Origin of the sequence: Stenotrophomonas maltophilia (assembly GCF_039555535.1) — a bacterium.
Taxonomy (GTDB): Bacteria; Pseudomonadota; Gammaproteobacteria; order Xanthomonadales; family Xanthomonadaceae; genus Stenotrophomonas; species Stenotrophomonas maltophilia_Q.
Genome location: NZ_CP154630.1, coordinates 4241380 through 4264548 on the forward strand (window position 1 = coordinate 4241380; position 23169 = coordinate 4264548).

21 protein-coding genes are annotated in these 23169 nt (G+C 66.7%); 8 read left to right on the forward strand and 13 right to left on the reverse strand.

From position 1 onward, the window contains the following. Positions 1 to 35: 35 nt before the first annotated feature. On the reverse strand, positions 36 to 1961 hold the full coding sequence (gene mdoH / locus AASM09_RS19505; RefSeq protein ID WP_049429463.1) for a glucans biosynthesis glucosyltransferase MdoH: 1926 nt from the start codon (positions 1959 to 1961) through the stop codon (positions 36 to 38). A gap of 492 nt (positions 1962 to 2453) precedes the next feature. Here mdoH and AASM09_RS19510 point away from each other — a divergent pair, with 492 nt between their 5' ends. Next, positions 2454 to 4499, forward strand: coding sequence for a TonB-dependent receptor domain-containing protein (locus tag AASM09_RS19510; RefSeq protein ID WP_049429462.1), 2046 nt, complete (start codon positions 2454 to 2456; stop codon positions 4497 to 4499). Positions 4500 to 4565: 66 nt separating this feature from the next. Here the strand turns inward: AASM09_RS19510 and AASM09_RS19515 are convergent, their stop codons facing one another. Continuing rightward, positions 4566 to 4739: a hypothetical protein gene (locus AASM09_RS19515; RefSeq protein ID WP_180849012.1), complete on the reverse strand. Its 174-nt coding sequence runs from the start codon at positions 4737 to 4739 to the stop codon at positions 4566 to 4568. A gap of 216 nt (positions 4740 to 4955) precedes the next feature. On the opposite strand from AASM09_RS19515, the gene AASM09_RS19520 reads away from it, so the two are divergent. Next, positions 4956 to 5342, forward strand: a complete 387-nt coding sequence (locus tag AASM09_RS19520) for a DUF2628 domain-containing protein (RefSeq protein ID WP_049429461.1) — start codon at positions 4956 to 4958, stop codon at positions 5340 to 5342. 78 nt (positions 5343 to 5420) lie between these two features. Here the strand turns inward: AASM09_RS19520 and AASM09_RS19525 are convergent, their stop codons facing one another. The 3 genes from AASM09_RS19525 to AASM09_RS19535 form a co-directional block, all read right to left on the reverse strand. Next, on the reverse strand, positions 5421 to 7952 hold the full coding sequence (locus AASM09_RS19525; protein ID WP_049429460.1) for a methyl-accepting chemotaxis protein: 2532 nt from the start codon (positions 7950 to 7952) through the stop codon (positions 5421 to 5423). A 209-nt stretch (positions 7953 to 8161) separates the two neighbouring features. After that, positions 8162 to 9055 (reverse strand): NAD-dependent epimerase/dehydratase family protein, encoded by an 894-nt coding sequence (locus AASM09_RS19530; protein WP_005414561.1) that lies wholly within the window; start codon positions 9053 to 9055, stop codon positions 8162 to 8164. A gap of 98 nt (positions 9056 to 9153) precedes the next feature. Beyond that, the gene (locus AASM09_RS19535) at positions 9154 to 10065 is read right to left on the reverse strand and encodes a S41 family peptidase (RefSeq protein ID WP_049429459.1); all 912 of its coding nucleotides are present in this window, start codon (positions 10063 to 10065) and stop codon (positions 9154 to 9156) included. 49 nt (positions 10066 to 10114) lie between these two features. Between AASM09_RS19535 and AASM09_RS19540 the strand changes: the two genes are divergently transcribed. After that, positions 10115 to 10579, forward strand: a complete 465-nt coding sequence (locus AASM09_RS19540) for a MarR family winged helix-turn-helix transcriptional regulator (RefSeq protein WP_049429458.1) — start codon at positions 10115 to 10117, stop codon at positions 10577 to 10579. A gap of 190 nt (positions 10580 to 10769) precedes the next feature. Continuing rightward, a complete protein-coding gene (locus AASM09_RS19545; RefSeq protein ID WP_049429457.1) occupies positions 10770 to 11063 on the forward strand; it encodes a KGG domain-containing protein in 294 nt (97 codons plus the stop codon). Positions 11064 to 11074: 11 nt separating this feature from the next. Here the strand turns inward: AASM09_RS19545 and AASM09_RS19550 are convergent, their stop codons facing one another. After that, positions 11075 to 12547 (reverse strand): MFS transporter, encoded by a 1473-nt coding sequence (locus AASM09_RS19550; protein ID WP_049429456.1) that lies wholly within the window; start codon positions 12545 to 12547, stop codon positions 11075 to 11077. A 112-nt stretch (positions 12548 to 12659) separates the two neighbouring features. On the opposite strand from AASM09_RS19550, the gene AASM09_RS19555 reads away from it, so the two are divergent. Then, positions 12660 to 13289: a TetR/AcrR family transcriptional regulator gene (locus tag AASM09_RS19555; protein ID WP_049429455.1), complete on the forward strand. Its 630-nt coding sequence runs from the start codon at positions 12660 to 12662 to the stop codon at positions 13287 to 13289. Positions 13290 to 13304: 15 nt separating this feature from the next. Here AASM09_RS19555 and AASM09_RS19560 read toward each other — a convergent pair whose 3' ends face one another. Further along, positions 13305 to 13655, reverse strand: a complete 351-nt coding sequence (locus tag AASM09_RS19560) for a VOC family protein (protein WP_005411161.1) — start codon at positions 13653 to 13655, stop codon at positions 13305 to 13307. A gap of 156 nt (positions 13656 to 13811) precedes the next feature. Continuing rightward, positions 13812 to 14012, reverse strand: a complete 201-nt coding sequence (locus AASM09_RS19565; RefSeq protein ID WP_049429454.1) for a hypothetical protein — start codon at positions 14010 to 14012, stop codon at positions 13812 to 13814. Positions 14013 to 14200: 188 nt separating this feature from the next. Here AASM09_RS19565 and AASM09_RS19570 point away from each other — a divergent pair, with 188 nt between their 5' ends. Next, on the forward strand, positions 14201 to 17557 hold the full coding sequence (locus AASM09_RS19570) for an autotransporter domain-containing protein (RefSeq protein WP_100443695.1): 3357 nt from the start codon (positions 14201 to 14203) through the stop codon (positions 17555 to 17557). 71 nt (positions 17558 to 17628) lie between these two features. On the opposite strand, the gene AASM09_RS19575 is transcribed toward AASM09_RS19570, so the two are convergent. After that, positions 17629 to 18081: a PA2169 family four-helix-bundle protein gene (locus AASM09_RS19575; protein ID WP_049429452.1), complete on the reverse strand. Its 453-nt coding sequence runs from the start codon at positions 18079 to 18081 to the stop codon at positions 17629 to 17631. A 475-nt stretch (positions 18082 to 18556) separates the two neighbouring features. On the opposite strand from AASM09_RS19575, the gene AASM09_RS19580 reads away from it, so the two are divergent. Then, entirely contained in the window at positions 18557 to 19198 is a 642-nt protein-coding gene (locus AASM09_RS19580; protein WP_049429466.1) for a glutathione S-transferase family protein, read from the forward strand. A 23-nt stretch (positions 19199 to 19221) separates the two neighbouring features. On the opposite strand, the gene AASM09_RS19585 is transcribed toward AASM09_RS19580, so the two are convergent. Beyond that, complete coding sequence (locus AASM09_RS19585; RefSeq protein ID WP_049429451.1) at positions 19222 to 19629, reverse strand: hypothetical protein; 408 nt, start codon at positions 19627 to 19629, stop codon at positions 19222 to 19224. A 49-nt stretch (positions 19630 to 19678) separates the two neighbouring features. Beyond that, positions 19679 to 20098 (reverse strand): H-NS family nucleoid-associated regulatory protein, encoded by a 420-nt coding sequence (locus tag AASM09_RS19590; protein ID WP_049429450.1) that lies wholly within the window; start codon positions 20096 to 20098, stop codon positions 19679 to 19681. 118 nt (positions 20099 to 20216) lie between these two features. Between AASM09_RS19590 and AASM09_RS19595 the strand changes: the two genes are divergently transcribed. After that, a complete protein-coding gene (locus AASM09_RS19595) occupies positions 20217 to 20609 on the forward strand; it encodes a DoxX family protein (RefSeq protein ID WP_100443696.1) in 393 nt (130 codons plus the stop codon). Between the two features lie 18 nt (positions 20610 to 20627). Here AASM09_RS19595 and AASM09_RS19600 read toward each other — a convergent pair whose 3' ends face one another. Further along, the gene (locus AASM09_RS19600; RefSeq protein ID WP_238378645.1) at positions 20628 to 22403 is read right to left on the reverse strand and encodes a serine hydrolase domain-containing protein; all 1776 of its coding nucleotides are present in this window, start codon (positions 22401 to 22403) and stop codon (positions 20628 to 20630) included. 61 nt (positions 22404 to 22464) lie between these two features. Further along, positions 22465 to 23106: a hypothetical protein gene (locus AASM09_RS19605; protein WP_049429448.1), complete on the reverse strand. Its 642-nt coding sequence runs from the start codon at positions 23104 to 23106 to the stop codon at positions 22465 to 22467. Between the last annotated feature and the right edge of the window lie 63 nt (positions 23107 to 23169).

Genomic DNA, 23169 nt, shown 5'->3' on the forward strand with positions numbered 1-23169 from the left:
AGTTCGAGCCGCATTATGCCGCTGGCGCAGGGCCATCAGTACAGCGGCGGTTGCTCGGCTGCTTCCCGGCGCAGCTGGGCGGCACGTACCAGCACCGGCGGCGGAATGTTCTCTTCGGGAATGTCGAGCAGGCCCAGGCGATGCAGGAAGGCCCCCGGTCCGCGCGAGGACGTCAGTGCCACTACCGGTACCGCCAGCACCATGCCGATCACCACCGGCGCCATCCACGCCGCCAGCGAGGGCGATACCACCCAGGCCAGCAGGCCCATGAAGGCACCGAACACGCCCAGCCCGCCGTAGCCGCGGATCAGGGCCATCCACGAGATGCCGCCATCGTCGCGCTGCTGTGCATCCCAGCCGGAATCACGGCCGGACAGCACTTCGGCCACGCCGCGCGACTGCACGTACATCACCACCGGCGCCATCAGCGCGGCCAGCACGGTCTCCACCAGCATCGACACGAAGGCACGGATCGCACCGCCGCAGCCGCGGCGGTCGACCGGGTCCAGCAACATCGCCAGGTAGCCCAGCACCTTGGGCAGCAGCAGCACCGCCATGGTCGCGGCGAACAGGCGTACCACCTGCTCCTCGTCCTGGGCACGCCAGTACACGCTGGGGGACAGGTGCAGCAGGGCGTTGAAGTCGATGCCTTCCTGGAACAGCGGAATGGCGATGCCGATCAGCATCAGCATCGCCCACATCGGCGCGGTGAAATAGTGGCCAATGCCGATCAGCATGTGCGTGCGGCTGATCCAGTGCAGGCCGCGGCTGCCGACCACCTTGCCGTGCTGCAGGTTGCCCTGGCACCAGCGGCGGTCGCGCACCAGCAGGTCGGTCAGCGTCGGCGGACCTTCTTCATAGCTGCCGCCCAGGTACGGCACCATGTGCGCAGCCCAGCCGCCACGCCGCATCAGCGCCGCTTCGACGAAATCGTGGCTGAGCACGTGGCCGCCGAACGGCTTGCGCCCCGGCAGCGCCGGCAGGCCGGCGTGGTCGGCGAAGGCACGGGTGCGGATGATCGCGTTGTGGCCCCAGTAGTTGCTCTCGGCGCCATGCCACCAGGCCACGCCACGGGCGATCACCGGGCCGTACACGCGCCCGCCGAACTGCTGCATGCGGGCGAACAGGGTGCGGCCGCCGATCACCGACGGCAGGGTCTGGATCAGGCCGACATCGGCGTTGTGTTCCATGCCGGCCACCAGGCGCACGATGCTGTCGCCGGTCATCAGGCTGTCGGCGTCCAGGATCAGCATCTGCGGGTAGGCGCCACCGAAGCGGCGCACCCAGTCGGCGATGTTGCCGGCCTTGCGCCCGCTGTTGTCGCCACGGCGGCGGTAGAACAGCCGCGTCTGGCCGTCCGGCACGCGGTCGCGCAGTTCGGCGAATACCTGCTCCTCGGCGCGTGCGATGTCCTCGCGCCGGGTATCGCTGAGCACGAAGAAGTCGAAGCGTTCGAGCTGGCCGGTGGCGGCCACCGACTCGTAGATCGCCTGCAGGCCCGCCAGCAGTCGACGCGGATCCTCGTTGTAGGTCGGCATCAGCAGCGCGGTGCGGCTGTGCACGGTCGGCAGCGGTTTGTCCGGGTCGATGCCGAGGCGATAGCCACGGTCGAACACGGCGGTCAGGAAGCCGGCCACGGCGCTGGCGAAGGACAGCGCGATCCAGGCGAACAGGCCGACGAACAGCACCAGCAGGCAGGCTTCCAGCACGCTGATGCCATTGGCCGACAGCACCCGCCACATCATGCGGGTGGCGATGGCGGTCATGGCCAGGGTGCCGCCGAAGATGTAGAACCGGCGCAGGCCGATCAGGCGTGGCGAGGTACGGTGCCGACGGACCTTCAGCGCGCCTTCGCGCAGGGTCTGTTCGGGCATCGGCAGCGGTGATTCGGCGGGCAGCAGCGCCCAGCCGGCGTCGAGCCGGGGCGCATCCGCGTCCGCGTGGATGGTTTGACCCCCCATCACCGCTTACTCCCCACGGTCGGCATGGCCGGCCGTCCCGGCCGGGCTGCATGCACGAAGGTTCCCGGCGCGCCTTCCCGGCGCCCGCACTTGTCCTGGCTGTGCCGGCCCTTGGCCGCACAGTCGCTGTCTGTCACTACCGGAACCCACACGATCTCCAACGGGGCGGAATCGAAAATGCGGCCCAGTCTAGGGCGCCGGATGTAAGCCGGGTGCGAAGGCCTACGCCGGGATTTATCCCCATTCAGCAAACAGCAGGCGATGGCGCGCCGAGCAGCGGGATGTCACTGCGTCACACCGGGTACTGGATCGTAACAAACGCGAACGGTTATCATTTCATTAACCAGGCAGGTCACCGTCTTCCGTACGGCCGAGACCCACCCAGCGGCGACGGTTCGAACCGCGCGCCCAACGACCCATGGAAGGGAGCTGCCTGCTGTGTGCGTGCGCCTGCTGCTTCCACCGGGTCTCCCTCCTCCGATGGAAGCCGTCATGTCCCAGCTGTTCCGTTCCCGTTCCGCGCGCCTGCCGCGCACCCGCCTGGCCAGTGCCCTGGCCACCGCCTGCCTGCTGGGCCTGCCCGGCCTTGCCGCCGCAGAGGCCAGCGCCAATGCCTCCACCAAGGATCTGGACACCGTGGTGGTCACCGCTTCGGGCAACCAGCAATGGATCAAGGATGCCCCGGCCAGCATCAGCGTGATCAGCCGCGAGGACATCGAGCGCCAGCCGGTGCACGACCTGGCCACCCTGCTCAGCCGCGTGCCCGGCGTGACCGGCGGCCTCAGCGCTGTCGGCGAGCAATCCAAGATCAAGCTGCGCGGCATGCCGTCCAACTACACGCTGGTGCTGGTGGACGGCAAGCGCATGGGCAGCTCGGCGTCGACCAACTACCGGCCGGACCTGGGCCGCCAGGATCTGAACTGGATTTCGCCCGACCAGATCGAGCGCATCGAAGTGGTGCGCGGGCCGATGTCATCGCTGTATGGCTCCGACGCCATGGGCGGTGTGATCAACATCATCACCCGGCGCATCGGCGATGAATGGAACGGCAGCGCGACGCACAGCTATACCCGCCCCGGCGACGGCAAGCGCGGTGACACCCAGCAGATCGGCGCCACCTTCTCCGGTCCGCTCGGCGAACGCTTCGGCCTGCGCATCGGTGCCAACAGCATGCGCCGCGACTCGGACCAGTCCAACGGGGGTGTCTACGGCAACGCCTATGCCGGCGAGAAGGACCGCAATGTCGACGCACTGCTGCAGTGGAAGCTCAGCGACGCGCAGGAACTGTCGCTGGAAGCCGGCCATGGCGTGCAGCAGGCCTTCATCGACGCCTCGCTGGAAAAGCAGGACGAAGGCGCCTGGGGGGCCAGCGAACTCAAGCGCAGTTCGCTGGCGCTCAACCACGATGGCAAGTGGAGCTTCGGCAATTCGAAGATCAGTGCGTACTGGACCGAGTACAAGAACGACATCGGTGCTACCGGCCGTTCCGAAGCAACCGATACGATCATCGAGGGCAGCCTGACCACGCCGTTCACCCTCGGCGTTGAACACCAGTTCGCCGTGGGCGGCCAGTGGAAGCGCCAGGAGCTGACCAACACCGACACCATCGGCCGCGCGCCGATCGACTATGCCGGCAATGCGGTCAGCGGCTCCGATCTGGAAGTGGATACCTGGGCCCTGTTCGTCGAAGACGAACTGAAGCTGCACCGCACCCTGGCGCTGACCCTGGGCGCGCGCCTGGACCACCATGAGAAGTTTGGTGGCCACGTCAGCCCGCGCGCCTACCTGGTCTGGCACCCGGCCGAACAATGGACGATCCGTGGTGGCATTTCCAAGGGCTTCCGCGCGCCCAGCCTGACCGAGAACTCCGCCACCGCCGCCACCCAGTCCGGTGGCCGTGGCTGCACCTCGCTGATCCCGCTGGGCTACACGCGCGGCGGCTGCTACATGGCCGGCAACCCGGACTTGGACCCGGAAACCAGTACCAACCGCGAGATCGGCATCAGCTTCGACAACGACCTGGTCGATGCCGGCCTGACCTACTTCCATACCGACTTCAGGAACAAGATCGAGTACGCCCCGCTGGGCAGGTTCAACGGCATCTGGTGGACGCGCATGAGCAACGTGCAGCGCGCGCGCACCAGCGGCATGGAGGGCAACCTCAATTTCCGCCTCGGCGAGCACTGGCGCTGGCGCACCTCGGCCACCTGGATGAAGGAAGCCAAGAACCTGACCACCGGCCGCAACCTGATCGACACCCCGGAATTCTCTGGCTATTCGTCGCTGGACTGGACGCCCGGCACGGTGTTTTCCAGCAGCCTGTCGGCGCAGTACACCGGCAAGCAGGCCGGCACGGCGACGACCTTCCTCAAGGCCTACACGCTGTATGACCTGACCGCGGCCTGGAACCTCAACGAGGTGCTGACCCTGCGTGGCGGTGTCAGCAACCTGGCCGACAAGAAGCTGTATGCGGAAGGCTCCACCGACTACTTCGTGGCCGGGCGCAGCTACTTCCTCAGCATGACCGCGCGGTTCTGAGCAGGAGCGGGAGCGTCCGCCGCGATCGCGCTGGCGACGGGCCAGCGCGATCGGCGGTGTTGCGGATTACTCGCTTTCCAGTGCGGCGGCGGGCGCCGCGCTCTGCGCAGCCGCCGTGCGTGCACGGTCCATCGCTACCGCCAGTTGCTGGCGTGCGAGCAGCTGTTGCGCCTGCACCACTTCAGGTGTCGGCAGGAGCACCGGTCCCGGTGCGTTTTCCGGTGTAGCAGGTGTGGTCATGCAACCTCCATGGACATCCCGCCACCGCACGGATTCAGCCGGTGCGGCAGCGGAACTGCGCACCCTATCCTAAAAACAAGGCGGATGGGTGACGGCGCGGCGCTTGGCCGCAGCAGCCGGAACAAGGCAGGCGTCACATTTTTGACGGTGGCGCTTGGATCCTGAATAGGACTTGTCCTATCATGAAAACGTTTTCTCACAGGGATGTTTTCCCCAATGAATACCACTGACCTGTCCCAGTTCAGCCCGAAGTGGCAGTTCCGCTTCGACTTCTTCCGCCAGCACGGCGCCCCCAAGAACCCCGGCTTCAAGCAGGCCTGGAAGGCGCTGTCCTTCGGTGACCGCCTGAAGATCAACCTGAACTTCTTCGCGTTGTTCTTCGGTGCCATCTACCTGCTGATTCTCGGCATGTGGCGCAAGGCGCTGGTGGTGATCGGCATCAACATCGCGCTGGCCATCGTCACCATGTTCCTTCCGGACGTCGTGGGGCGCATGCTGTTCATCGCCATGAACCTGCTCGTCGCCTCCAGCACCAACTACAGCTACTACCTGGAGAAGGTGGAAGGACGCACCAGCTGGAACCCGTTTGAAGGCATGTTCTGAGCCCTCAGAACTGCGCAGGGATGCGCGGCAAGGCTGCAACCGACGCCCGGCCCCCGCCGGGCGTCTTCGTTTCCGGGATCAGGCCGCGCGGCGGGCCATGACCTCCGGTTCGGCCTGCAGGCGGAAGCGCGAGACCGCCACCGCCAGCTGCTCGGCCTGCTCTTCCATCGCGCGTGCCGCAGCACTGGCTTCCTCCACCAGCGCGGCGTTCTGCTGGGTGGTCTCATCCATCTGCACCACGGTCTGGTTGACCTGCTCGATGCCGGCCGACTGTTCGCGCGAGGCGGCCGAGATCTCGGCCATGATCTCGTTGACCCGCCCGACCTGGCCGACGATCTCCTGCATCGTGCGGCCGGCGCCGTGCACCAGCTGCGCTCCGGCACCGACCTGGGCCACCGAAGCATCGATCAGCTCCTTGATCTCCTTCGCGGCACCCGCCGAGCGCTGCGCCAGCGCACGCACTTCGCTGGCGACCACGGCGAAGCCGCGGCCCTGCTCACCGGCCCGCGCGGCTTCCACCGCCGCGTTCAACGCCAGGATGTTGGTCTGGAACGCGATACCGTCGATCACCGAGATGATCTCGGCGATGCGCTGCGACGACGCTTCGATCTGCTCCATCGTCTGCACCACCTGGCTGACCACCTGGCCACCTTCGCTGGCAACGCCCGCTGCGGAGCCGGCCAGGGTGTTGGCCTGCAGCGCGTGGTCGGCGTTCTGGCGTACGGTGGAGGTCAACTCCTCCATCGACGCGGCCGTTTCTTCCAGGTTGGCCGCCTGCTGTTCGGTGCGGCGCGACAGGTCGCTGTTACCGGCAGCAATCTCACCCGCCGCCAGGCGGATGCTGGCCGCCGACTGCTGGATCTGCCCGACGATCCGGGTCAGCTGCTGCACGGTGCTGTTGGCATCATCGCGCATCACCGCGAACACACCGTGGAAGTCGCCCTGCATGCGCGCGCTCAGGTCGCCTGCGGCAATCGCGCGCAGCAGCGTCGACAGCTCGGCCAGGTTGTGGTCGCTCACCTCCATCATGGTGTTGAGGGTCTCCACCATGCGGCGGAAATCGTGATCGAAACGCTGGGCGTCGCCGCGTACAGCGAAGTCGCCGGCCGCTGCCGCGGCAGCCAGCTGCTGGATCTGCTCGTTGATCGCGGCCAAGTTGTGCTTGGTGGTGGCCATGGCGGCGGTGAACACCGCCTTCTCGCCCGGCAGTGCTTCCATGTCCACGCTGAGGTCACCTACGGCGTAGCGCTGCATCACCTCGACCAGGCGCTGGGTGACCGCATTGCTGGAGGCCACCAGCTGGTTGCTGTCGGCCACCATGCGGCCGTACTCGCCCGGGAACGCCGAGGCGTCCATGCGGTAGCTGAGCTCGCCGGCATCGTGGCGGCGCGCCATTTCCGCCTGCGCGGCCATCACCGCCTGCAGCTGGCCACGCATGCCCTGCATCGCCTCCAGCAAGCGGCCCACTTCATCGTTGCTGCGTGCCGGCAGCGTGCTGTCCAGCTTGCCGGCGGCCACGTCGCCCGCCACGCGCACGGCTTCGGCCAGCGGGCGTATCGCCAGGCGGCGCAGCAGCACGTAGACACCGGCGCTGAGGGTCAGCGCGGCCACCACGCCAACCAGCAGCGTCAGCCACAGCAGCTGACGGGCCTCGGCAACGATCACCGCATGCGGCATCACCACGCCCAGCGCGAAGCGCTGCGGGGCGTCGCCCACGCGCAGCGGCACGTACACGCGTACGTTGCCGGCCGCGTCCGGGGTGAAGGCTTCAAACCTGCGGTCGGCGGCAATGTCGGCCAGCATGCTGCGGGTCAATGCGTCGCTGCGCGGCTTGCCGATCTCGGCCGCATTGGCCGATGCCAGCACTACGCCCTTGGGCGAAAGCAGTTCGACGCGGCCGGCGCCCATCGGCGTCAGCGTCGCCAGATGCTTCTGCAGCGCCGCCAGCGAGAAGTCCACGGTGAACACACCGAGGAACCTGCCGTTTTCCACGATCGGCGTGCTCAACGTGCTCATCAGCACCTGCTGGCCGGCGATGTCGTAGGCGTAGGGCTCGCTGACCTTGGGCAGCTTGTCGCGGCTGGGCACCACGTACCAGTCGGCCGAACCGTCGGCGGCTTCGGTGTAGTCGGTCATGGTCGACTGCTGCGGCTTGCCGTCATGCCAGGCCCAGTAGCTCATGTAGCGGCCGCTGGCATCGTGCATCTCGGTATTGGCGAACTCGGCATCCTTGCCATCGAAGGCATCGGCCTCCCACATGGTGCTCTTGCCCAGCCATTCCGGATGGGTACGCAGCTGCTCACCGAGCACGGCCGCCAGGCTGGCGCGATCAGGCACGTCACCCCGCGCACGCTGGGCCAGCACGGCTTCAACCATCGCATCGTTGCTGGCGAACGCCGTGCCCAGGTCGGCGGCGACCTGGCGCGCTTCGGCATTGGCCTCGCTGGTCATGGTCTGGCGCGAGGCATCGATCAGGCTGGCGCTGGCCTGGCGATAGATCAGGAACGCCGTCAGGCCGAAGCACAGCAGCGCGATGGTAGCGGTGCCCAGCATCAGCTTGTGGGCGATGCTGCCCGGACGGCGGGCAGCGGCGGAACGGGAAGAAGGCATGGAGGGGTCCGCAAGGCAGTTCAGGACGACCGGCACCGCGAGGGCACCGCGCAGGTGCGCGATCCGTCGCGCAGGCCACCGGCCGCCGGGACCCGCCCGGCGCTGGAAGCGCACCGGGTTAGCGGCCGCCTGCCAACGAGGTTGAGGCGACCGCCCTACACATTCCTGAATGCACTCAGGGACGGGACAGGAACCCGCCCCGGCGTCCCCTATTCGGCCACCCGATCCTTGATCCACTCCGCGCGTGGCAACACCTCGATGCTGCCTGCGGCGTACTGCTGCAGCACGGCGTCCGGCCCGAAACGCGGCTGCCACCCCAGCTCCCTGCGGATGCGGGCGCTGTCGTAGACGCGGTCAACGCTCAGCGGCAACGGCCAGCCGCGGCGCTCGAACTCGGCCAGCAGCTGCGGCACGCGCCGGGCCAGTACGTTGCGCGGCTGGGTGGCAAGTTCCAGGCAATCCTCGCGCCGGAACGGGGTTGCCGCGCAGGCGATGTAGCGGGCGAAGGCTGGCCCCTCGTCCAGCAGCAGCGCGGCATGGGCACTGGCCACGTCACGGGCGTCGATCCCACGATGCAACCGGAACATCGCCATCCGTTCCGGCGGTTCCGGGAAGCAGCGCCCCATCCGCAGCACGCGCACGCCGAAGTCCGGTGCGGCCGCAGCTTCAGCCAGGGCCTCGGCCTGCAGCTTGCTGCGGTGGTAGATCGTTCGCGGCAACGGCTCGGTATCCTCATCGATCCAGCGGCATCCTCCTGCCACCACTGCGTGGCCGTACAGCGCAGTGGTACTGGTCAGCACGAACCGCCGTGCACCTGCCTCTCGCGCCGCCTGCAGCAGGTGCGCAGTGGCGTCCACGTTGATCTGCTGGAACACCGCATCCGGTACCAGGCCAACGTGCGGGGCATGCAGGGCCGCGGTATGGATGACCGCGTCGACACCCTGCACCGCGCGCACGACGGCTTGATGATCGGTGACATCGGCAATGATGCGCGTGGTGGCAAACGGGCTGCGATCCAGGCCCACCACTTCATGGGCAGCCGCCAACGCACCGAAGATCGCGCGCCCGATCCGCCCGGAACTGCCGGTCAACAGAATCTTCATTGAGTCCATTCACTCGAAGCGCCCGGGAACTACCGGGATGCCTCGATTCTAGGCATGCGACAACGCATCTGCGATAGCGCGAACGTACAACTGTGCGTTCATCTTGACGACTTCGGCGGCGCCAGCAGTTGACGCGCGATGAACAGCGGGTCGTCACCGCCTGCAACGTCAGGCACGACACCGGTCCGTTCCCAGTTGCCGCCCGTGCGCAGATTGATCGGTTGCCGGTCCGGAATGCTGATCTGATAGCCATCGGGCAGCAGCACAGGATCATCGAACATATGTGCGGCGCCACCACTGCGACCGCCGACGATGCGCGCACGTCCCTGGGCCTGCAGCGAATACGCCACGAACTCGGCCGCCGAGCCCGTGCGGCGGTCGACCAGTATCACCAGCGGCTTCAGGTACAGCGGAAGGCTTGCTGGCGGCAGTGGTACCGGAGTACGCCGGCCACGTTGCTCCAGCACCTGCACCGCGGTGACACCCGACTCCAAGAGGGTACGCACCAGCAGGTCCGCGCTGCCATCATCTCCGCCCCCGTTCTGGCGCAGATCCAGCACCAGGCCCTGGGTATCGGCCAGCAGGGTGAACGCTGCCACCAGCCTGGGCCGTGCCAGATCGAGCGGATAGAAGGTGCTCAGCCGCAGGTAACCGATGTTGCCTTCCAGCACCCGCACCTCGCGCACGCCCGCACCATTGCTGCGTGCATCCGCACGCCAGGCCATCAGCCAGTCGTCCTGGCCGGCGCTGGCATCCACCCGCTCGACATGGAAGTGGCCGTCGAACACGTCCAGATCCTGGTTCAGGCGCGCACTGAAGCCCTTGGGGTCCGTGCAGCTGTCCACATAGCGCTGCTGCCTCGACCAGTCACGCAGTGCATCGGCGATGCGCGCGCCTTCGGCCACGTCCAGGTAGTGCGCCTCTATTGCCGTAGCCGCCGCCTGCAGCACTGTGTCCTGGGCCGGGCAGGACGCCGCCAGCAGCGCGCCCAGCATCCACGAAACCGCCATGACCGCCCCCGCGTTGATGATATATAAGCACTTATATATCATTACGGCCATGGATCTCCAACATGCCAGCCTGGGCACCCTGTTGCGCGCCCTGCTCGATCAGCTCGACCCGGCGGTCGAGCAGGCCTATCGCGACCTGCAACTGGACTACCGGCCGCGCTACACCCCGGTGCTGCGCACGCTGATGGCGCAGGGCCCCTGCCGCATCAAGGACCTGGCGCTGGCCTGCGGGCTCAGCCATTCGGCGCTCAGCCAGACGGTAGCTGCGATGGTGCGCGATGGCTGGCTGCACGCCGTCATCGGCGAAGACAGCCGTGAGCGCATCCTGCAGCTGAGCCCGCACGCACTGCAGGCACTGCCGGCGCTGCAGGCGCAATGGCAGGCCACCGCACGCGCCGCACGCAGCCTCGATGCGGATCTCGGCCAGTCGTTGGAGCAGGTGCTGCGCGAGGCACTGCAGGTTCTGGAGCAGCGGCCATTCGCGCAACGCCTGCGCGACGCCCGCCGGCGCTGACACTGCGCCGGTGCCTCACCTCTTCGCCGACGGCATCTCCCGCTGCGTTCGCCGGTAAGGCCACGCCATCAACCGCGTGCGCACGTGGCGTGAAGGCCATGGCGAGGATGGCGACCTGGACTTAGCACATGATGGCCAAGCATGGGCGCTGCCGTTGACGACGGCGCCGACCCTGCAGCAGGAGAGTCCCATGACCGACCAGAATCACCGCTCCAACCGGGGCTTCGCCTCGATGGACCAGGACAAACAGCGCGCGATCGCCGCCAAGGGCGGGCGCGCGGCGCACGCCTCCGGCAACGCGCACGAGTTCAGCCCCGACGAAGCGCGTGCTGCAGGCCGCAAGGGCGGCGAAGCGATCAGCCGCGACCGGCAGCACATGGCCGCAATCGGACGCGAAGGCGGGCACGCACGCCACGCCAATGCACGCCAGCAACAGCAGCAGATCGAGCACGGTGCAGAGGATCCACACCCCCAGCAGCGGTGAACCCCGCACGATCAGGCCGGGGCACGCTGCCGATACAGCCCAAGCGCCACAAGCAGGGCCAGCGCACCCGCAGCCGCCATCGCCCAACCGAACCCGCTGGCCATCGCACTGCGGTACCAGGCCAGCACCTGCGGCGTGGTGTGCATCGAGCCGGGGTGCAGGATCAGTTCACGCGCCTGCGCAACAAGCCGCTGCTGACCTGCGGCCTGCGCGGAAGCGGTGAACTGCTGTACGGCACGCTGGCCCATCAGGCTGCCCAGCAACGCGATGCCCAGGCTCATGCCTGCCTGGCGCAGCGCGTTCATCGTGGCTGAGGCAATACCCGCGCGTTCGGCCGGTGCGTTGTTCATGATTGCCATGCCGGTCGCTGGCACTGCCAGCCCCATTCCGATGCCAAGCAGCATCAGCACGGCACCGGCATAAGCGCGCGACGTAGCCGGTTCGAACGTGGCCATCACGCACAGCGCCCCCCCGGCCAGGGCGTAGCCCATCACCAGCGCGGCGTGCAGGCCGAGGTGGGCGACCAGACGACCGAACAGCAGCGAGACGACACCCATCAACAGGAACTGAGGAGCCAGCTGTGCGCCCGCCGCCGCGGCGCTGTGGCCCTGTGCCTGCTGGAAGAACAGCGACAGGAAGAACAGGCTCGCATAGGCGGTGAAGCCCAGTACGAAAGAGGCCAGGTTGAGCATGCCGAAGCGGCGGTCGGCAAACAGGTCCAGCGGCAGCAGTGGGCGTGCTACCCGCCGTTCGACGATGCCGAACAGGATCAGCCCGGCAGTTGCGGCGCCCAGCGCCAGAAGCGTCACCCGGGACAGCAGGCCATGCTCGCCGATCGCGATCAGGCCATAGCACAGCGCGCCCAGCGCGACGATGCTGAGCAGCTGCCCGGCCGGATCCAGCGCGGCGTGCTGCGGGTGGCGTCGCTCGGCAATGCCCCAGGCGCCAAGCACAAGCGCCAGCAGCCCCAAGGGCAGGTTGATCAGAAAAATGCTGGGCCAACCGGCGCGCTGCACCAGTGCACCGCCCAGCAACGGGCCGAGCACCAGTGCCAACGCGCTGAAGGCGGACCAGCCACCGATAACGCGCGCACGCTGGCCTGGATCGGGAAATGCGTGACTCAGGATCGGCATCGCACTGGGAATCAACAGCGCGCCTGCCACGCCCTGCACCGCGCGGCCGGCGACCAGGGTCGAAAGGTCCTTGGCGCAGGCGCACAGCAGCGAGCCCAGGGTGAAGGTGGCGACGCTCAGCAGCCACATCCGCCGATGACCATAGCGATCCCCCAACGGACCGGCTGACAGCATCAGCGCCGACAGTGCGATCGCATAGGCGTTGATCACCCACTGCAGGCCTGCCATGTCGGTCCGTAGCGCCTGCTGCAGGGTTGGCAGAGCCACGTTGACGATGCTGATGTCCAGCGAAGCGAGGAACGTACCGAGGTAGGCCGCCATCACCAGGGCGGGCCGTTGGAGGCGTTTCATGCGTGGATCCCGGGGGAGGATGTGCGCGCATCCTAGCGACTGACTGACCGACGGTCAGTCAATACGAAGAGGCCGCTAGAATGGCGGCCGTCACACCCTCATATCGCCCACCATGCAGACCCCAGCTGTCGCCAGGCCTCGCACCAAGCCCGCCGAAACCCGCCGGGAGGAACTGATGGACGCCGCGCAGGCGTTGTTCCTGTCGAAGGGTGTGGACGCCACCACCATCAGCGACATCGTCGCCGCGGCCGACGTGGCCAAGGGCACCTTCTATACCTATTTCGCCTCCCGCACCGAGATCCTGCAGGCGCTGGCGCAGCGCTACACGCAGCAGTTCATTGGCGAGGTCGAGCGGGCCGTGCAGCAGCACCCTGCCGGTGATGGCGCAGCGCGCCTCCGCGCCTGGATCCGCGCCAACGTCGAGATCTACGTGCGCACCCACGCGTTGCATGACGTGGTGTACGCCAACCATCACCACCACCAGCGCGGCAACGCCGAGCGCAATGCGATCCAGCAGCAACTGCTGGGCATCCTCGAAACGGGCAACGCAGCCGGACTGTGGCAACTGCCTGCTCCACAGGTCACCGCCTCGTTGATCTATGCCGGCGTGCATGGCGCCACCGACGACCTGATCGCCACACCGGCACAGGATGCCAATGCCTTCATTGCCGCCGTGGAAGTAGATTGCCTGCGCATGGTCGGCGTTCCGGCAGCTCCGACGCGCGGCGGCAGTCGCCGCTGAAGCAGCGCTCCCCGCTCAGGTGTGGGCGAGAATGTTCAACAGCCGCCCGAACGGGTCGCGGACGAAGAAGCGACGCACGCCCCAGGGCTCGTCGGCCGGGCCATACTCCAGCGGGATGCCGGCCGCGTGCATGCGCTCCAGCACCTGCTGCAGGTCGTCCACTTCGATCGACAGGTCGGGCACCGCAGTACCGGAACCCCCTTCGCTGGCAAAGCTCACCTGCGCCAGCGCACTGCCCTGCCCGCCATGGGTGACGATCCACCCATGATCCATCACCACCGGCATGCCCAGCAGCCCGCCATAGAACGCTGCGGCACGCGCCGGGTCAGGCGTGGCGATGTTGGCGACAATACGTTTGACGGCCATGCGCAGCGGCTCCGATGCGATTCCCCATCCTCGCCGCTGCGTGCATGGCCCGCAAGCGGGCTCAGGCCAGACGCCCGCATCGCCAACCGAGGCGATCGCTGAAACAGAAGAGCCCCGTCGATGACGGGGCTCCACGTACGGCTCAAACGGCGCGACTCACACGCCCATGCACAGATCGACCACGCAGGTGTTGTACGCCTGCTGGCATTCACCGGCATCGGCACCACTGGCCAGGCACATCTGATACGCCCGCCAGCAGGGCTGGTCGCAGGGCTCGACCGGCCCAGCCACTGCCACCGAACCGGTACACGCCAACGCGAGTACCGCCACTGCGATCACCTTCCTGATAACACGCATCGCCATCACTCCTTGATAAGCCTGGTGAGCCCAGGCCGGACCACGTTAGCGAGGACATGGGGAGGCGGAGTGAAGCCCTCTGTCACGCATACTTAACCCGTTCACAATTTTCCTTTCACATTCATGGGGGATATCGCCACAGATTGGCGTTAACGGCCTTGTTGTCCGTCCATCAAGGAAGTTGCCCGATGAATCACCCGCTGCACGGCCGTTCGTCCCACTCCCGCTCCCCGCTGCACAGCCGCCTCGCCCTGGCGGTGTCCAGCGCTCTGTTGCTTGCAGCCGCATCGCCCGTCATGGCCAGCGAAGCGCTCGACGCATGGCAGCAGCAGCGCCAGCTGCAGGCGGCCTGGGCACAGCCCGCCGTCAGCGCGCCTGCAGCACCGACGGCCACCACGCCAGCCGCAACCGGCACCGCCCTGCTCGGCAATCCGGGCGATGCCGCCAGCTGGCGCAGCGATGAGTTCAACGCCGACTGGGGACTGGGTGCGATGGGCGCCGACTACGCGTATGCCCGCGGCCTGACCGGCAAGGGCGTGCGCCTGGCGCTGTTCGACACCGGCTCGGCACTGGCTCACCCCGAATTCGCCGGCCGCAACACCTCCAGCATCACCATCGGCCCGAACTGTGCGTCACCGGGAACCGTCGGCGGTACCGGCGCGTGCAGCCAGACACAGGGGGATCAACCGGGTATCAACTACTACACGCTCGGCGCGGGCGTGCCTGCTTCCCTGCAGGCCAACATCATTGCCGCAGGCCGTGAATGGGGTTTCCGCTATGCCGATCACGGCACGCATGTCCTCGGAACCATTGGCGCCAATCGCAATGGCACGGGGATGCACGGCGTCGCCTTCGGTGCCGATCTGACGACCGCCCGTGTATTTGGTGACACTTACTACGAGTGGAGGCGCCAGGCGAGCGGAGGCTACCTGCCTGAAGCCGTGGAACGGACGGACCCCGACGACGCAGCCACGCTGGACATGTACGCACAGCTGCAGGCACAGGGCGTGCGTGCCATCAATCACAGCTGGGGCATCTCCACCCGGAACATGACCGTTGCCGCGCTGGATGCCCAGTACGCACGCATCGGCGCCGGCTACGACGTATACGGAAGCATCTACAAGGACAGTGCGAACGCCGCTGCTTCGCAGTTGATCCAGGTCTGGTCGGCCGGCAATGGCAGCGGCGCCGTTGCCGGCATCACCGCGGCGTTGCCGCGCTGGAAGCCGGAGATCGAGCCCTACTGGCTGGCCGTCGCCAACGTTCGCCAGCCCAATGCAGCCAATGGCGAAACCGACTACGTGATCAACGCAGGCTCGAGCATCTGCGGCGCTGCAGCCAACTGGTGCATTTCCGCGCCCGGCACGGCAATCCTGAGCACCATCGTTTCCGGTGACATCCGGGGACGTCTGGAGAAGACCGCAGACTACGTCCGTCTTCTCATCGACAGCCAGAATCCCACGTACGACTACGGCCAGAAGACCGGTACTTCCATGGCCGCCCCCCATATCACCGGTGCACTCGGCCTGTTGATCGAGCGCTTCCCCTACCTGAACAACGCCCAGGTGCGCGACGTCCTGCTGACCACCGCGCGCGATCTGGGTGCCGCAGGCGTCGACCCGATCTATGGCTGGGGCATGGTTGACCTGCGCAGGGCCATCGAGGGCTATGGCTCGCTGCGCGTGGATACCAGCGTGGTGATGAACCAGAAGGCCGGTGGCCTGAAGGTGTGGGAAGGCGATGCCTGGGACGACTGGACCAATGACATCGGCGGCCCCGGCAGGCTGACCAAATCCGGTATCGGTTGGCTGCGCCTGAGCGGCAACAACAGCTTCAACGGCACGTTGCTGCGCGAGGGTACGCTGGAGCTGAACGGCACCAACACCCTCACCTCCGCGGTCGAGGTGCAGGCCGGGCAATTCCTGCTCAACGGCAGCCTGGTCGCCACCGCACTCATCACCACGGGTGGCGTCAGCACAGTCAGCGCCGGCGGCGTGCTGAAGGACGGCAACCTGACCGTCAACGGCGGCGTGGTGTCCTTCAACGGCATGCAGACCGGCGGCACCACCACGGTCGGCAGCAACGGCCTGCTGAAGGGTATCGGCACGTTGGGCAGCACCCGGGTGGACGGCACCATCGCCCCCGGCAATTCGATCGGCACGCTGACCGTCAACGGCAACTACGTGCAGGGCCCGACCGGCGTCTACGCCGCCGAACTCGCGCCTGGCGGGCGCAGCGACAAGTTGCATGTGACCGGTACCGCCACCCTCGGCGGCACCCTGGTCGCGTTGCCGGAACCGGGCATCTACTATCTCGGCGAGCAGTTCAACTTCATCCGCGCCGACGGTGGCATCAACGGCCAGTTCGCGAAAACCGACTTCAGCGCGTTCTCGCCGTTCCTGAAGTTCAGCCTCGCCTACGGTACCAATGGCACCCGCATCGACGTGGCGCGTGGCGCCACGCTGGCCAGTGCAGCCACCACGCCGAACCAGCGCGCGGTAGCGACGGCCGCCGATCTTCTGGCAATCAGCCAGGGCCTGCCCAAGCCGCTGACCCAGCTGTTCCCGCAGCAGGTTGGCGGCGTGCTCGACGGCCTCAGCGGCGAACTGCACGCAGCTACGCCGCTCGCACTGGTGGAAGGCAGCCGCTACGTACGCGATGCTGCGCTGTCGCGCGGTGCAGGGGCAGTCGCGCCGGGCGCCGATGCGGGCGACGCCACCGGCGCCTGGGTGCAGGCTCTGGGCGGCAACAGCAAGCTGGACGGCAACAGCAACACCGCCCGCACCGAAGCCAACAGCAACGGCCTGCTGGTCGGTATCGACCGCGAGTTCTCCGGCTGGCAGGTCGGCGTGCTGGCTGGCACCGGCCGCACCGACGTCAAGCAGCAGGCCCGTCGTGCCAAGTCGAAGATCGACAACACCCACTTCGGTGCATATGCCAGTCACAACTGGGGCGGCTTCGGCCTGCGTGGCGGCGTCGCCTGGAGCAAGCACAAGGTGAAGAGCACCCGCGATGTCGACTTCGCAGGGTTCAGCGACAGCCTGAGCGCACGCTACAACGCGCATACCCGCCAGGCCTTCATCGAAGCCGGCTACCGCTTTGGTGACCCGGAGGCCGGGCTGGAACCTTACCTGCAGGTCGCCCGCGTGGAGGTGGACCTGAAGCAGATCAACGAGCGCGGTGGTGCAGCCGCCCTGCACGGCAAGGTGGACGACACCAGCACCACGATCGCCACCGCTGGCCTGCGCTTCGACAAGGGCCTGAAGGCATCGTTCCAGAAGGACAGCTGGCTGCACCTGCGTGGTGGCGTGGGCTATCGCCGCGCCTCGGGCGACCGCAGCCAGCTGGGCAACCTTGCCTTCGCCAACAACAGCACCGCGTTCGCGGTCGAAGGCGCGCCGATTGCCGACAGCGCCGTGGTGGCCGAGCTGGGGTTGTCGGCGTGGCTGACCCCGCGCCAGCAGCTGGAGCTGGGTTACAGCGGCCAGTACGGCAGTGAAAGCCGCGACCACAGCGCCAACATGCGCTGGTCGGTTCGCTTCTAGACGCGTGTTCTCTTGACGGTTTGGGGCGGCCTTGCGGCCGCCCCTTTTTTTTCAGGTTCCGCCCTGATCGATCAAGCGGCCTTCATCGCATGCTTGCGTGCCCGCATGACGTTGTGGCACTCCTGCACATCCGGCATCAGCTGGGTCACTTCCTGGCGTACCGCCGGCGGCAGATCGTTGTCCTGCAGCACATCCTTGAACGCGCCCAGCAGGCGGTCTTCGGACTCTTCCAGTTCGGCCACGTAGCCATAGTTGGTATCACCAAACGCGGCGCGCACCTTGCCGTAGAACTGCTGCATCGAACCGACCATGGTGCCATGTTCGGCCGGCTTGCCACCGCTGGCGGCCACCGAACCACTCAGTGCCGCGACGATGCGGCCCTTGACGCCGGCGATGCGGGTGAACAAGGCCGACAGCTCGGCATCCTTCACCTTGGTGGCCGCTTCTTCATAGAACGACTTGCCGTCACGAGCGATCTCGATCAGGTCGTTGAGGCGATGTTCGATGGTGGACTGGGTGCTCATGGCGTTGCTCCTGTGTGATCGATGTGCGGGGGAGAAAAGCAGCATCACGACGCTGCCTGTGGGAACACTGTGGACACCTCGGCGTGGTTCGCAGGTGAGTACCGGTTGATGCGCACGTCACTTCACCCAACCCGCACTGACTGCCTCACGCCGCAGCGTTTGGCCGTTCACATCGAACAGCCTTCGCCTGCATCACCACGGCACGAAGAGGATGATCAGCACGATCACCAGTACAGCGGCGAGCACTCCCATCAGTACGTTTCGCTGGCGCCAGCTGGGCGTGGGTTTGCCTGGAGTATTCATGTCTGCCTACCTCTCTGCACGGATGACCCCGGCAGCCTGATGGATGTGCGACAGCGAGTACGTGCAGAGTCCGTGCAGGCGACGTATACATCGATATCGACGATGTCGATTCTGGGACCGTCATTCGTCGAATCAGGACGAGGCAGGCCCGTCGGCCTGCAGGAGCGCCCCGATCTCCCCCATCCTCACCGCCTTCGCCACCTCCCCCGACCGCGGCCAGGGCCTGCCCCGTGACATGCGCGTGCGCTGGGCACTGGAGGAGCTGGGCGTGCCCTACGACGTGCAGCTGCTCACCTTCGCCGAAATGAAGCAACCTGCCCACCTGGCGCGGAATCCATTCGGGCAGATTCCTACCTGGCAGGACGGCGACCAGGTCCTGTTCGAGTCCGGCGCAATCGCCGTGCACCTGGCCGAGCTACACCCTGGCCTGCTGCCGCGCGATCCGGATGCTCGCATGCGCGCGATCATGTGGGTGTTCGCTGCGTTGAACACAGTCGAGCCGCCCATCGTCGAGCGCTCGATGGCCTGGGTTCTGGAGCGCGAACAGCCCTGGTATGCGCAGCGATTGGTGATGCTGGACGAGCGCGTGCGGATGCGTCTCTCACAGCTGTCCGCATGGTTGGGCGCGGCGGCGTGGGTTGACGGCGAGTTCGGCGTGGGCGACCTGATGATGGTCTCGGTGCTGTTGCGCCTGAAGAGCAGTGGTCTGCTCGATGAGTACCCGCTGCTGGTTGCCTATGTGGCACGGGCGACGCAGCGTCCCGCCTATCAGCGCGCGTTCGCGGCGCAGTTGGCGGTATTCCAGAACGGGTAGCTCCACGCCACGCGTGGAAACACTCAGGGCAACCTGCGCCGGCAGGCGGCCTGTACCAGCATCAGCTGCGCCACCAGGATCAGCATCGCGCAGCCTGACAGCAGCCACGGATCGATGTACCACTGCGCGTTGAAGCTGAAATCACCAGCGGAAATGCGCTTCCAGCCGTTGAAGTGCTGCATTGCCGCGACCACGAACGCGAAGCCACCACTGGCGAATGCAAGCCAGGGCACGACGATGCCGCCCGGCCGCGCGAACAATGTCAGCACGCCCAGCACACCGATGACAGTGCGTTGTACGCGGCAGTACGGGCAGACATAGGCCATCCCGCTCCATTCCACCGCCCAGGCCAACAGGCTGACCAGCACGGCCGCGCCTGCGGCGGTGTACAGGACTTTCGGCGTGATCGTCATGCCACCCTCGTTTGCCATCCCGCACTCCTTCGTTCAAAGACCCGGGCAGCGTAGCAGCGCCGCAGCCTCATCCCTTCTTGATGACGGTCCGCTTGCCGAGGGTGCTGGTCTTGCCAGCAGTCGGCCTGGCCAAGCCAGGAATCAGGAAATCGGTGGCCTTGTGGCCCATCGACACCTTGGACGCCAACCAGCGCGGCATGCGCCCGCGACCGGTCCAGGTCAGGCGCTTGTATTCCGGGTCGCGATACTTGGGCGCGACTTTGCCGGATTTGCGGCGGGCGGGCTTGCGCGCGGGCGCAGGTGTTTCCGAGGCTTCACCACCGAAGAGTTCTTCGAGGGTGTAACCAGCTTCGGCCGCAGCGGACTTCAACATCCGCCGCACCGCGCTGGCCGGGCGGCGGCTGGAAATGAGCTGTTTCCGCTGTTCAGCGGCAACCACCAAGGCGCCCAGCTCCCGAAGGCTGAGCGATTCAATATCGATCGTCATGGTGGAAAGGTCTCCTGCGGGCGGCCAGCTGTCAAGGCGCCTTGCCCGCTACGTAGACACGGGCTTCACTGCCGGTGGGCTCCGATCGCCTTCGCCAGCCATCTCCGAGGAAACCGACGTGAGCCACTCATCGCATTCGCTCGCCTACCTGCTTGCGCGCATCCTGCTGATGGCGCTGTTCCTGGTATCCGGCATCGGCAAGCTCGGCGACCTCAACGGTACCCAGGGCTACATGGAAGCCATGGGGGTACCCGGCATCCTGCTGTGGCCCACCATCGCCTTCGAGATCGGCAGCGGCCTGTGCATCCTGCTGGGCTTCCAGACCCGGCTGGTGTCGGTCGTGCTGGCAGGTTTCAGCGTGGTCACCGCTTTCATCTTCCACCACAACTTCGCCGATCAGACCCAGCAGATCATGTTCCTGAAGAATCTGGGGTTGGCCGGTGGGTTCCTGCTGCTGGCCTGCACCGGGGCCGGGCGCTACAGCATCGATGGGCGCGGGCGGCGCGGATGAGCACGCGGCATGCCGCCATCACCCCTGGCTCACGGGCTGGACGCGCTGCAGACGCAGGTTGCGCCATGTCGGCGGGGAGCTGCGGAAATCCACCGCTTCGCCATCGCTGGTGAACAGCAGGCCTGGCTCCACTTCAGTGACCAGGCGGATGCCATCGATGTACAGCCAGCCCTGTCGCTGCTCCAGCACCACGGACATCGACGGTTTCCCCCATTGGTCGATGCGATAGCGCCCCAGCCAGGGTTGCCAATGGGGCGCGTGCGGCCCGGTGGACCCATCGATGGGATCGTTCTGGTCCAGGCCATCCTCGCCGTTCGTACATTCCAGGTGCGCCGGCAGCATCTCCGTCGCCGCATGGTAACGGTACGTCGCAACCTCTCCGTCGGTGTCCACGGTGAACAGCTGATCGCCGTCGAGGGCCGCAAAACGGCTGCCCAGAGCTTGCGCCCCACGATGCAGTTGCAGTTCACCGCTTCCGGCAATCACGATCTTCGCCTTGCCGCTGCGCCCGATCCAGTTTCCCGCCATCTGCTGCATCTGGTCCTGGTTCAACCTGATCGGCGCCAGGCTTGACAGGGGCACACGCGGCTGACGGGGCCCGAAACGCGCCGACAACAGCTGATCGAGCAGATGCTCGCCGATGCCGTACCCCGCAGACGTCGCGCGATTGAACATCGCGGCAAATCCAGCGTTTGCCTGCCTGCAGTAGGTGAACACGCACCCGAATCCGAAGCCCCCGCCGCGGTGGTGCAGCAGCCGCACCGGTGTACTGCCGTAGAGGCGTTCGCTGCGCATGACACCGAGCCCGTAGTCACCGCCCAGGCCGAAACCATGCATCTCGTCCCAGAAACGGGGCTCAAGCAGCTGCTGCGCACCGGCTTGGCCGCCACCGAGCAGGAAGCCAAGATACTTCGCCATGTCGGCGGCACTGGTCCAGACGCCTCCCGACACCACCAGCGGCGTCACCGGCGGTACCTGCGCATGGCCTTCCTGGGTTCCCAGTGCCCGCCCCTTGCTTGCCAGGTAGATCGAGGCATCGGCCGTACTGTCGTGCATTCCCAGCGGCTCGAAGATCCGGCGCTGCAGCCAGGCCGGATAGCTGATGCCCGCAACCTGCTCAAGGACATGACCGGCAAGGTCGAAGCCCAGGTTGGAGTAGCGATAGCGCGTACCCACCGGAAAGCGCAGCCATGTCTGCGAGATGCTGCGGACGTGCGCATCAAAGCCCGGCGACGCCGGTTCGTAGTTGTTGCCCAGGGGCGCCTCGTGCGTGAATCCCGCGCGATTGGCAAGCAGCAGGCGCAGGCTGATGCGCTCCTGTGGACCATGCTCGAAGCGGCTGCTCACCGTGAACGACGGCAGATAGCGGGTAATGGGCGCGTCCAGATCAAGGATGCCGTCCTGCACGGCCAACAGCACCGCCACCGCCGCGAAATTCTTCGAGGTGGACTGGATGCTGAACATCGTGCTGGCGTCTACGGGCACGCTGCCCTGGCCTGATGCGTGACCGAAGCCTTCAGTCCAGCGCACCTGCCCGCCTTCGACCAGGCAGACGGCAGCGGCACCGATGCCGCTGCCTTGCATGGCGGAGCGGATCACGCCGCGCTCCGCGTCGATCAGGCTCGCGGTGGTGACGCTTGGCCGCGCCAGGGTAGCAACACCGGTAGGCATGAGCGCGGCCGCAGGAACAGCCGCGGCATTGGCCAGGAAGGTGCGACGGCTGAGCGTACCAGGCATCAGATCACTCCACTTCAGGATGCCGCCATCTTCCCGCCAGCAGAAATAGCAGGGCATGTGTCATTCGGCATAGAGTGCGGTGATCGATGGTGCTGCACCTTCGCCGGCTGCGCAGGCCTCAGCCCGGAGGGTCCGGCAAGCGGATTCCCTGCGCCAAAACAAAGGCGCGGGACTCGCTCCAATAGGCCTGTGGCGGTTCCCGCAGCTCTGGTCGCGCCCAGTAGTCGTTGCCATGCAATGCGCTCATCACATGGCACCAGCCGTCACGCGGATCGTGAACCTGAAATCGCCCGCGATGATGGCGCGGATGATACGCGTAGTAGCCAAGCGCCTCCTGGCGCGCTTCATCCGGCCAACGACCCGCCTGATGGACCAGCGTCCATGCACGCATGTGGCGCGCATGCGCGAGCGCGCCAAGGTACTCGTCCTCATCCAGCAGTGGGACCCGCTCACTGCGGGCCAGGCACAGTGCGTCCGATTCGGCTTCGTAGCCCAGCGACGGCTCCGCCAGTTCCGGGTGCTGCTGCCAATACCCTTCGCCCTTCACGTGCAGCATCGCCCAGTGCCAGGGCTCGTCGTGGAAGATCAGCGCGTGTTCGTATTCGCGGCCGGGGCTATGGTCGGGATAGCGCTTCCGTGCCTGTTCGAGCGCCTGCGCCTCGGGCACCTGGCCATAGTGGACCAAGCACCAGGCAAACAGGTGCCGGCAGTCTTCGATTTCGGTGGTGAAGTCTTCCACCGGGGTATCGTTGCTGGCCATGGTCGATCCCTGTGTGCGGATCAGATGGTACCGACGCTGCAGGTCGCGGGGGTGAGCGATGAG

Coding starts and splice junctions, on each gene's coding strand:
- AASM09_RS19550 (WP_049429456.1), bottom strand. CDS start 12,547: ATGAAACGCCTCCAACGGCCCGCCCTGGTGATGGCGGCCTACCTCGGT.
- AASM09_RS19600 (WP_238378645.1), bottom strand. CDS start 22,403: ATGCCCTGCTATTTCTGCTGGCGGGAAGATGGCGGCATCCTGAAGTGG.
- AASM09_RS19525 (WP_049429460.1), bottom strand. CDS start 7,952: ATGCCTTCTTCCCGTTCCGCCGCTGCCCGCCGTCCGGGCAGCATCGCC.
- AASM09_RS19570 (WP_100443695.1), top strand. CDS start 14,201: ATGAATCACCCGCTGCACGGCCGTTCGTCCCACTCCCGCTCCCCGCTG.
- AASM09_RS19530 (WP_005414561.1), bottom strand. CDS start 9,055: ATGAAGATTCTGTTGACCGGCAGTTCCGGGCGGATCGGGCGCGCGATC.
- AASM09_RS19510 (WP_049429462.1), top strand. CDS start 2,454: ATGTCCCAGCTGTTCCGTTCCCGTTCCGCGCGCCTGCCGCGCACCCGC.
- AASM09_RS19565 (WP_049429454.1), bottom strand. CDS start 14,012: ATGCGTGTTATCAGGAAGGTGATCGCAGTGGCGGTACTCGCGTTGGCG.
- AASM09_RS19575 (WP_049429452.1), bottom strand. CDS start 18,081: ATGAGCACCCAGTCCACCATCGAACATCGCCTCAACGACCTGATCGAG.
- AASM09_RS19540 (WP_049429458.1), top strand. CDS start 10,115: ATGGATCTCCAACATGCCAGCCTGGGCACCCTGTTGCGCGCCCTGCTC.
- AASM09_RS19585 (WP_049429451.1), bottom strand. CDS start 19,629: ATGGCAAACGAGGGTGGCATGACGATCACGCCGAAAGTCCTGTACACC.
- AASM09_RS19515 (WP_180849012.1), bottom strand. CDS start 4,739: ATGACCACACCTGCTACACCGGAAAACGCACCGGGACCGGTGCTCCTG.
- AASM09_RS19520 (WP_049429461.1), top strand. CDS start 4,956: ATGAATACCACTGACCTGTCCCAGTTCAGCCCGAAGTGGCAGTTCCGC.
- mdoH (WP_049429463.1), bottom strand. CDS start 1,961: ATGGGGGGTCAAACCATCCACGCGGACGCGGATGCGCCCCGGCTCGAC.
- AASM09_RS19560 (WP_005411161.1), bottom strand. CDS start 13,655: ATGGCCGTCAAACGTATTGTCGCCAACATCGCCACGCCTGACCCGGCG.
- AASM09_RS19590 (WP_049429450.1), bottom strand. CDS start 20,098: ATGACGATCGATATTGAATCGCTCAGCCTTCGGGAGCTGGGCGCCTTG.
- AASM09_RS19555 (WP_049429455.1), top strand. CDS start 12,660: ATGCAGACCCCAGCTGTCGCCAGGCCTCGCACCAAGCCCGCCGAAACC.
- AASM09_RS19535 (WP_049429459.1), bottom strand. CDS start 10,065: ATGGCGGTTTCGTGGATGCTGGGCGCGCTGCTGGCGGCGTCCTGCCCG.
- AASM09_RS19545 (WP_049429457.1), top strand. CDS start 10,770: ATGACCGACCAGAATCACCGCTCCAACCGGGGCTTCGCCTCGATGGAC.
- AASM09_RS19605 (WP_049429448.1), bottom strand. CDS start 23,106: ATGGCCAGCAACGATACCCCGGTGGAAGACTTCACCACCGAAATCGAA.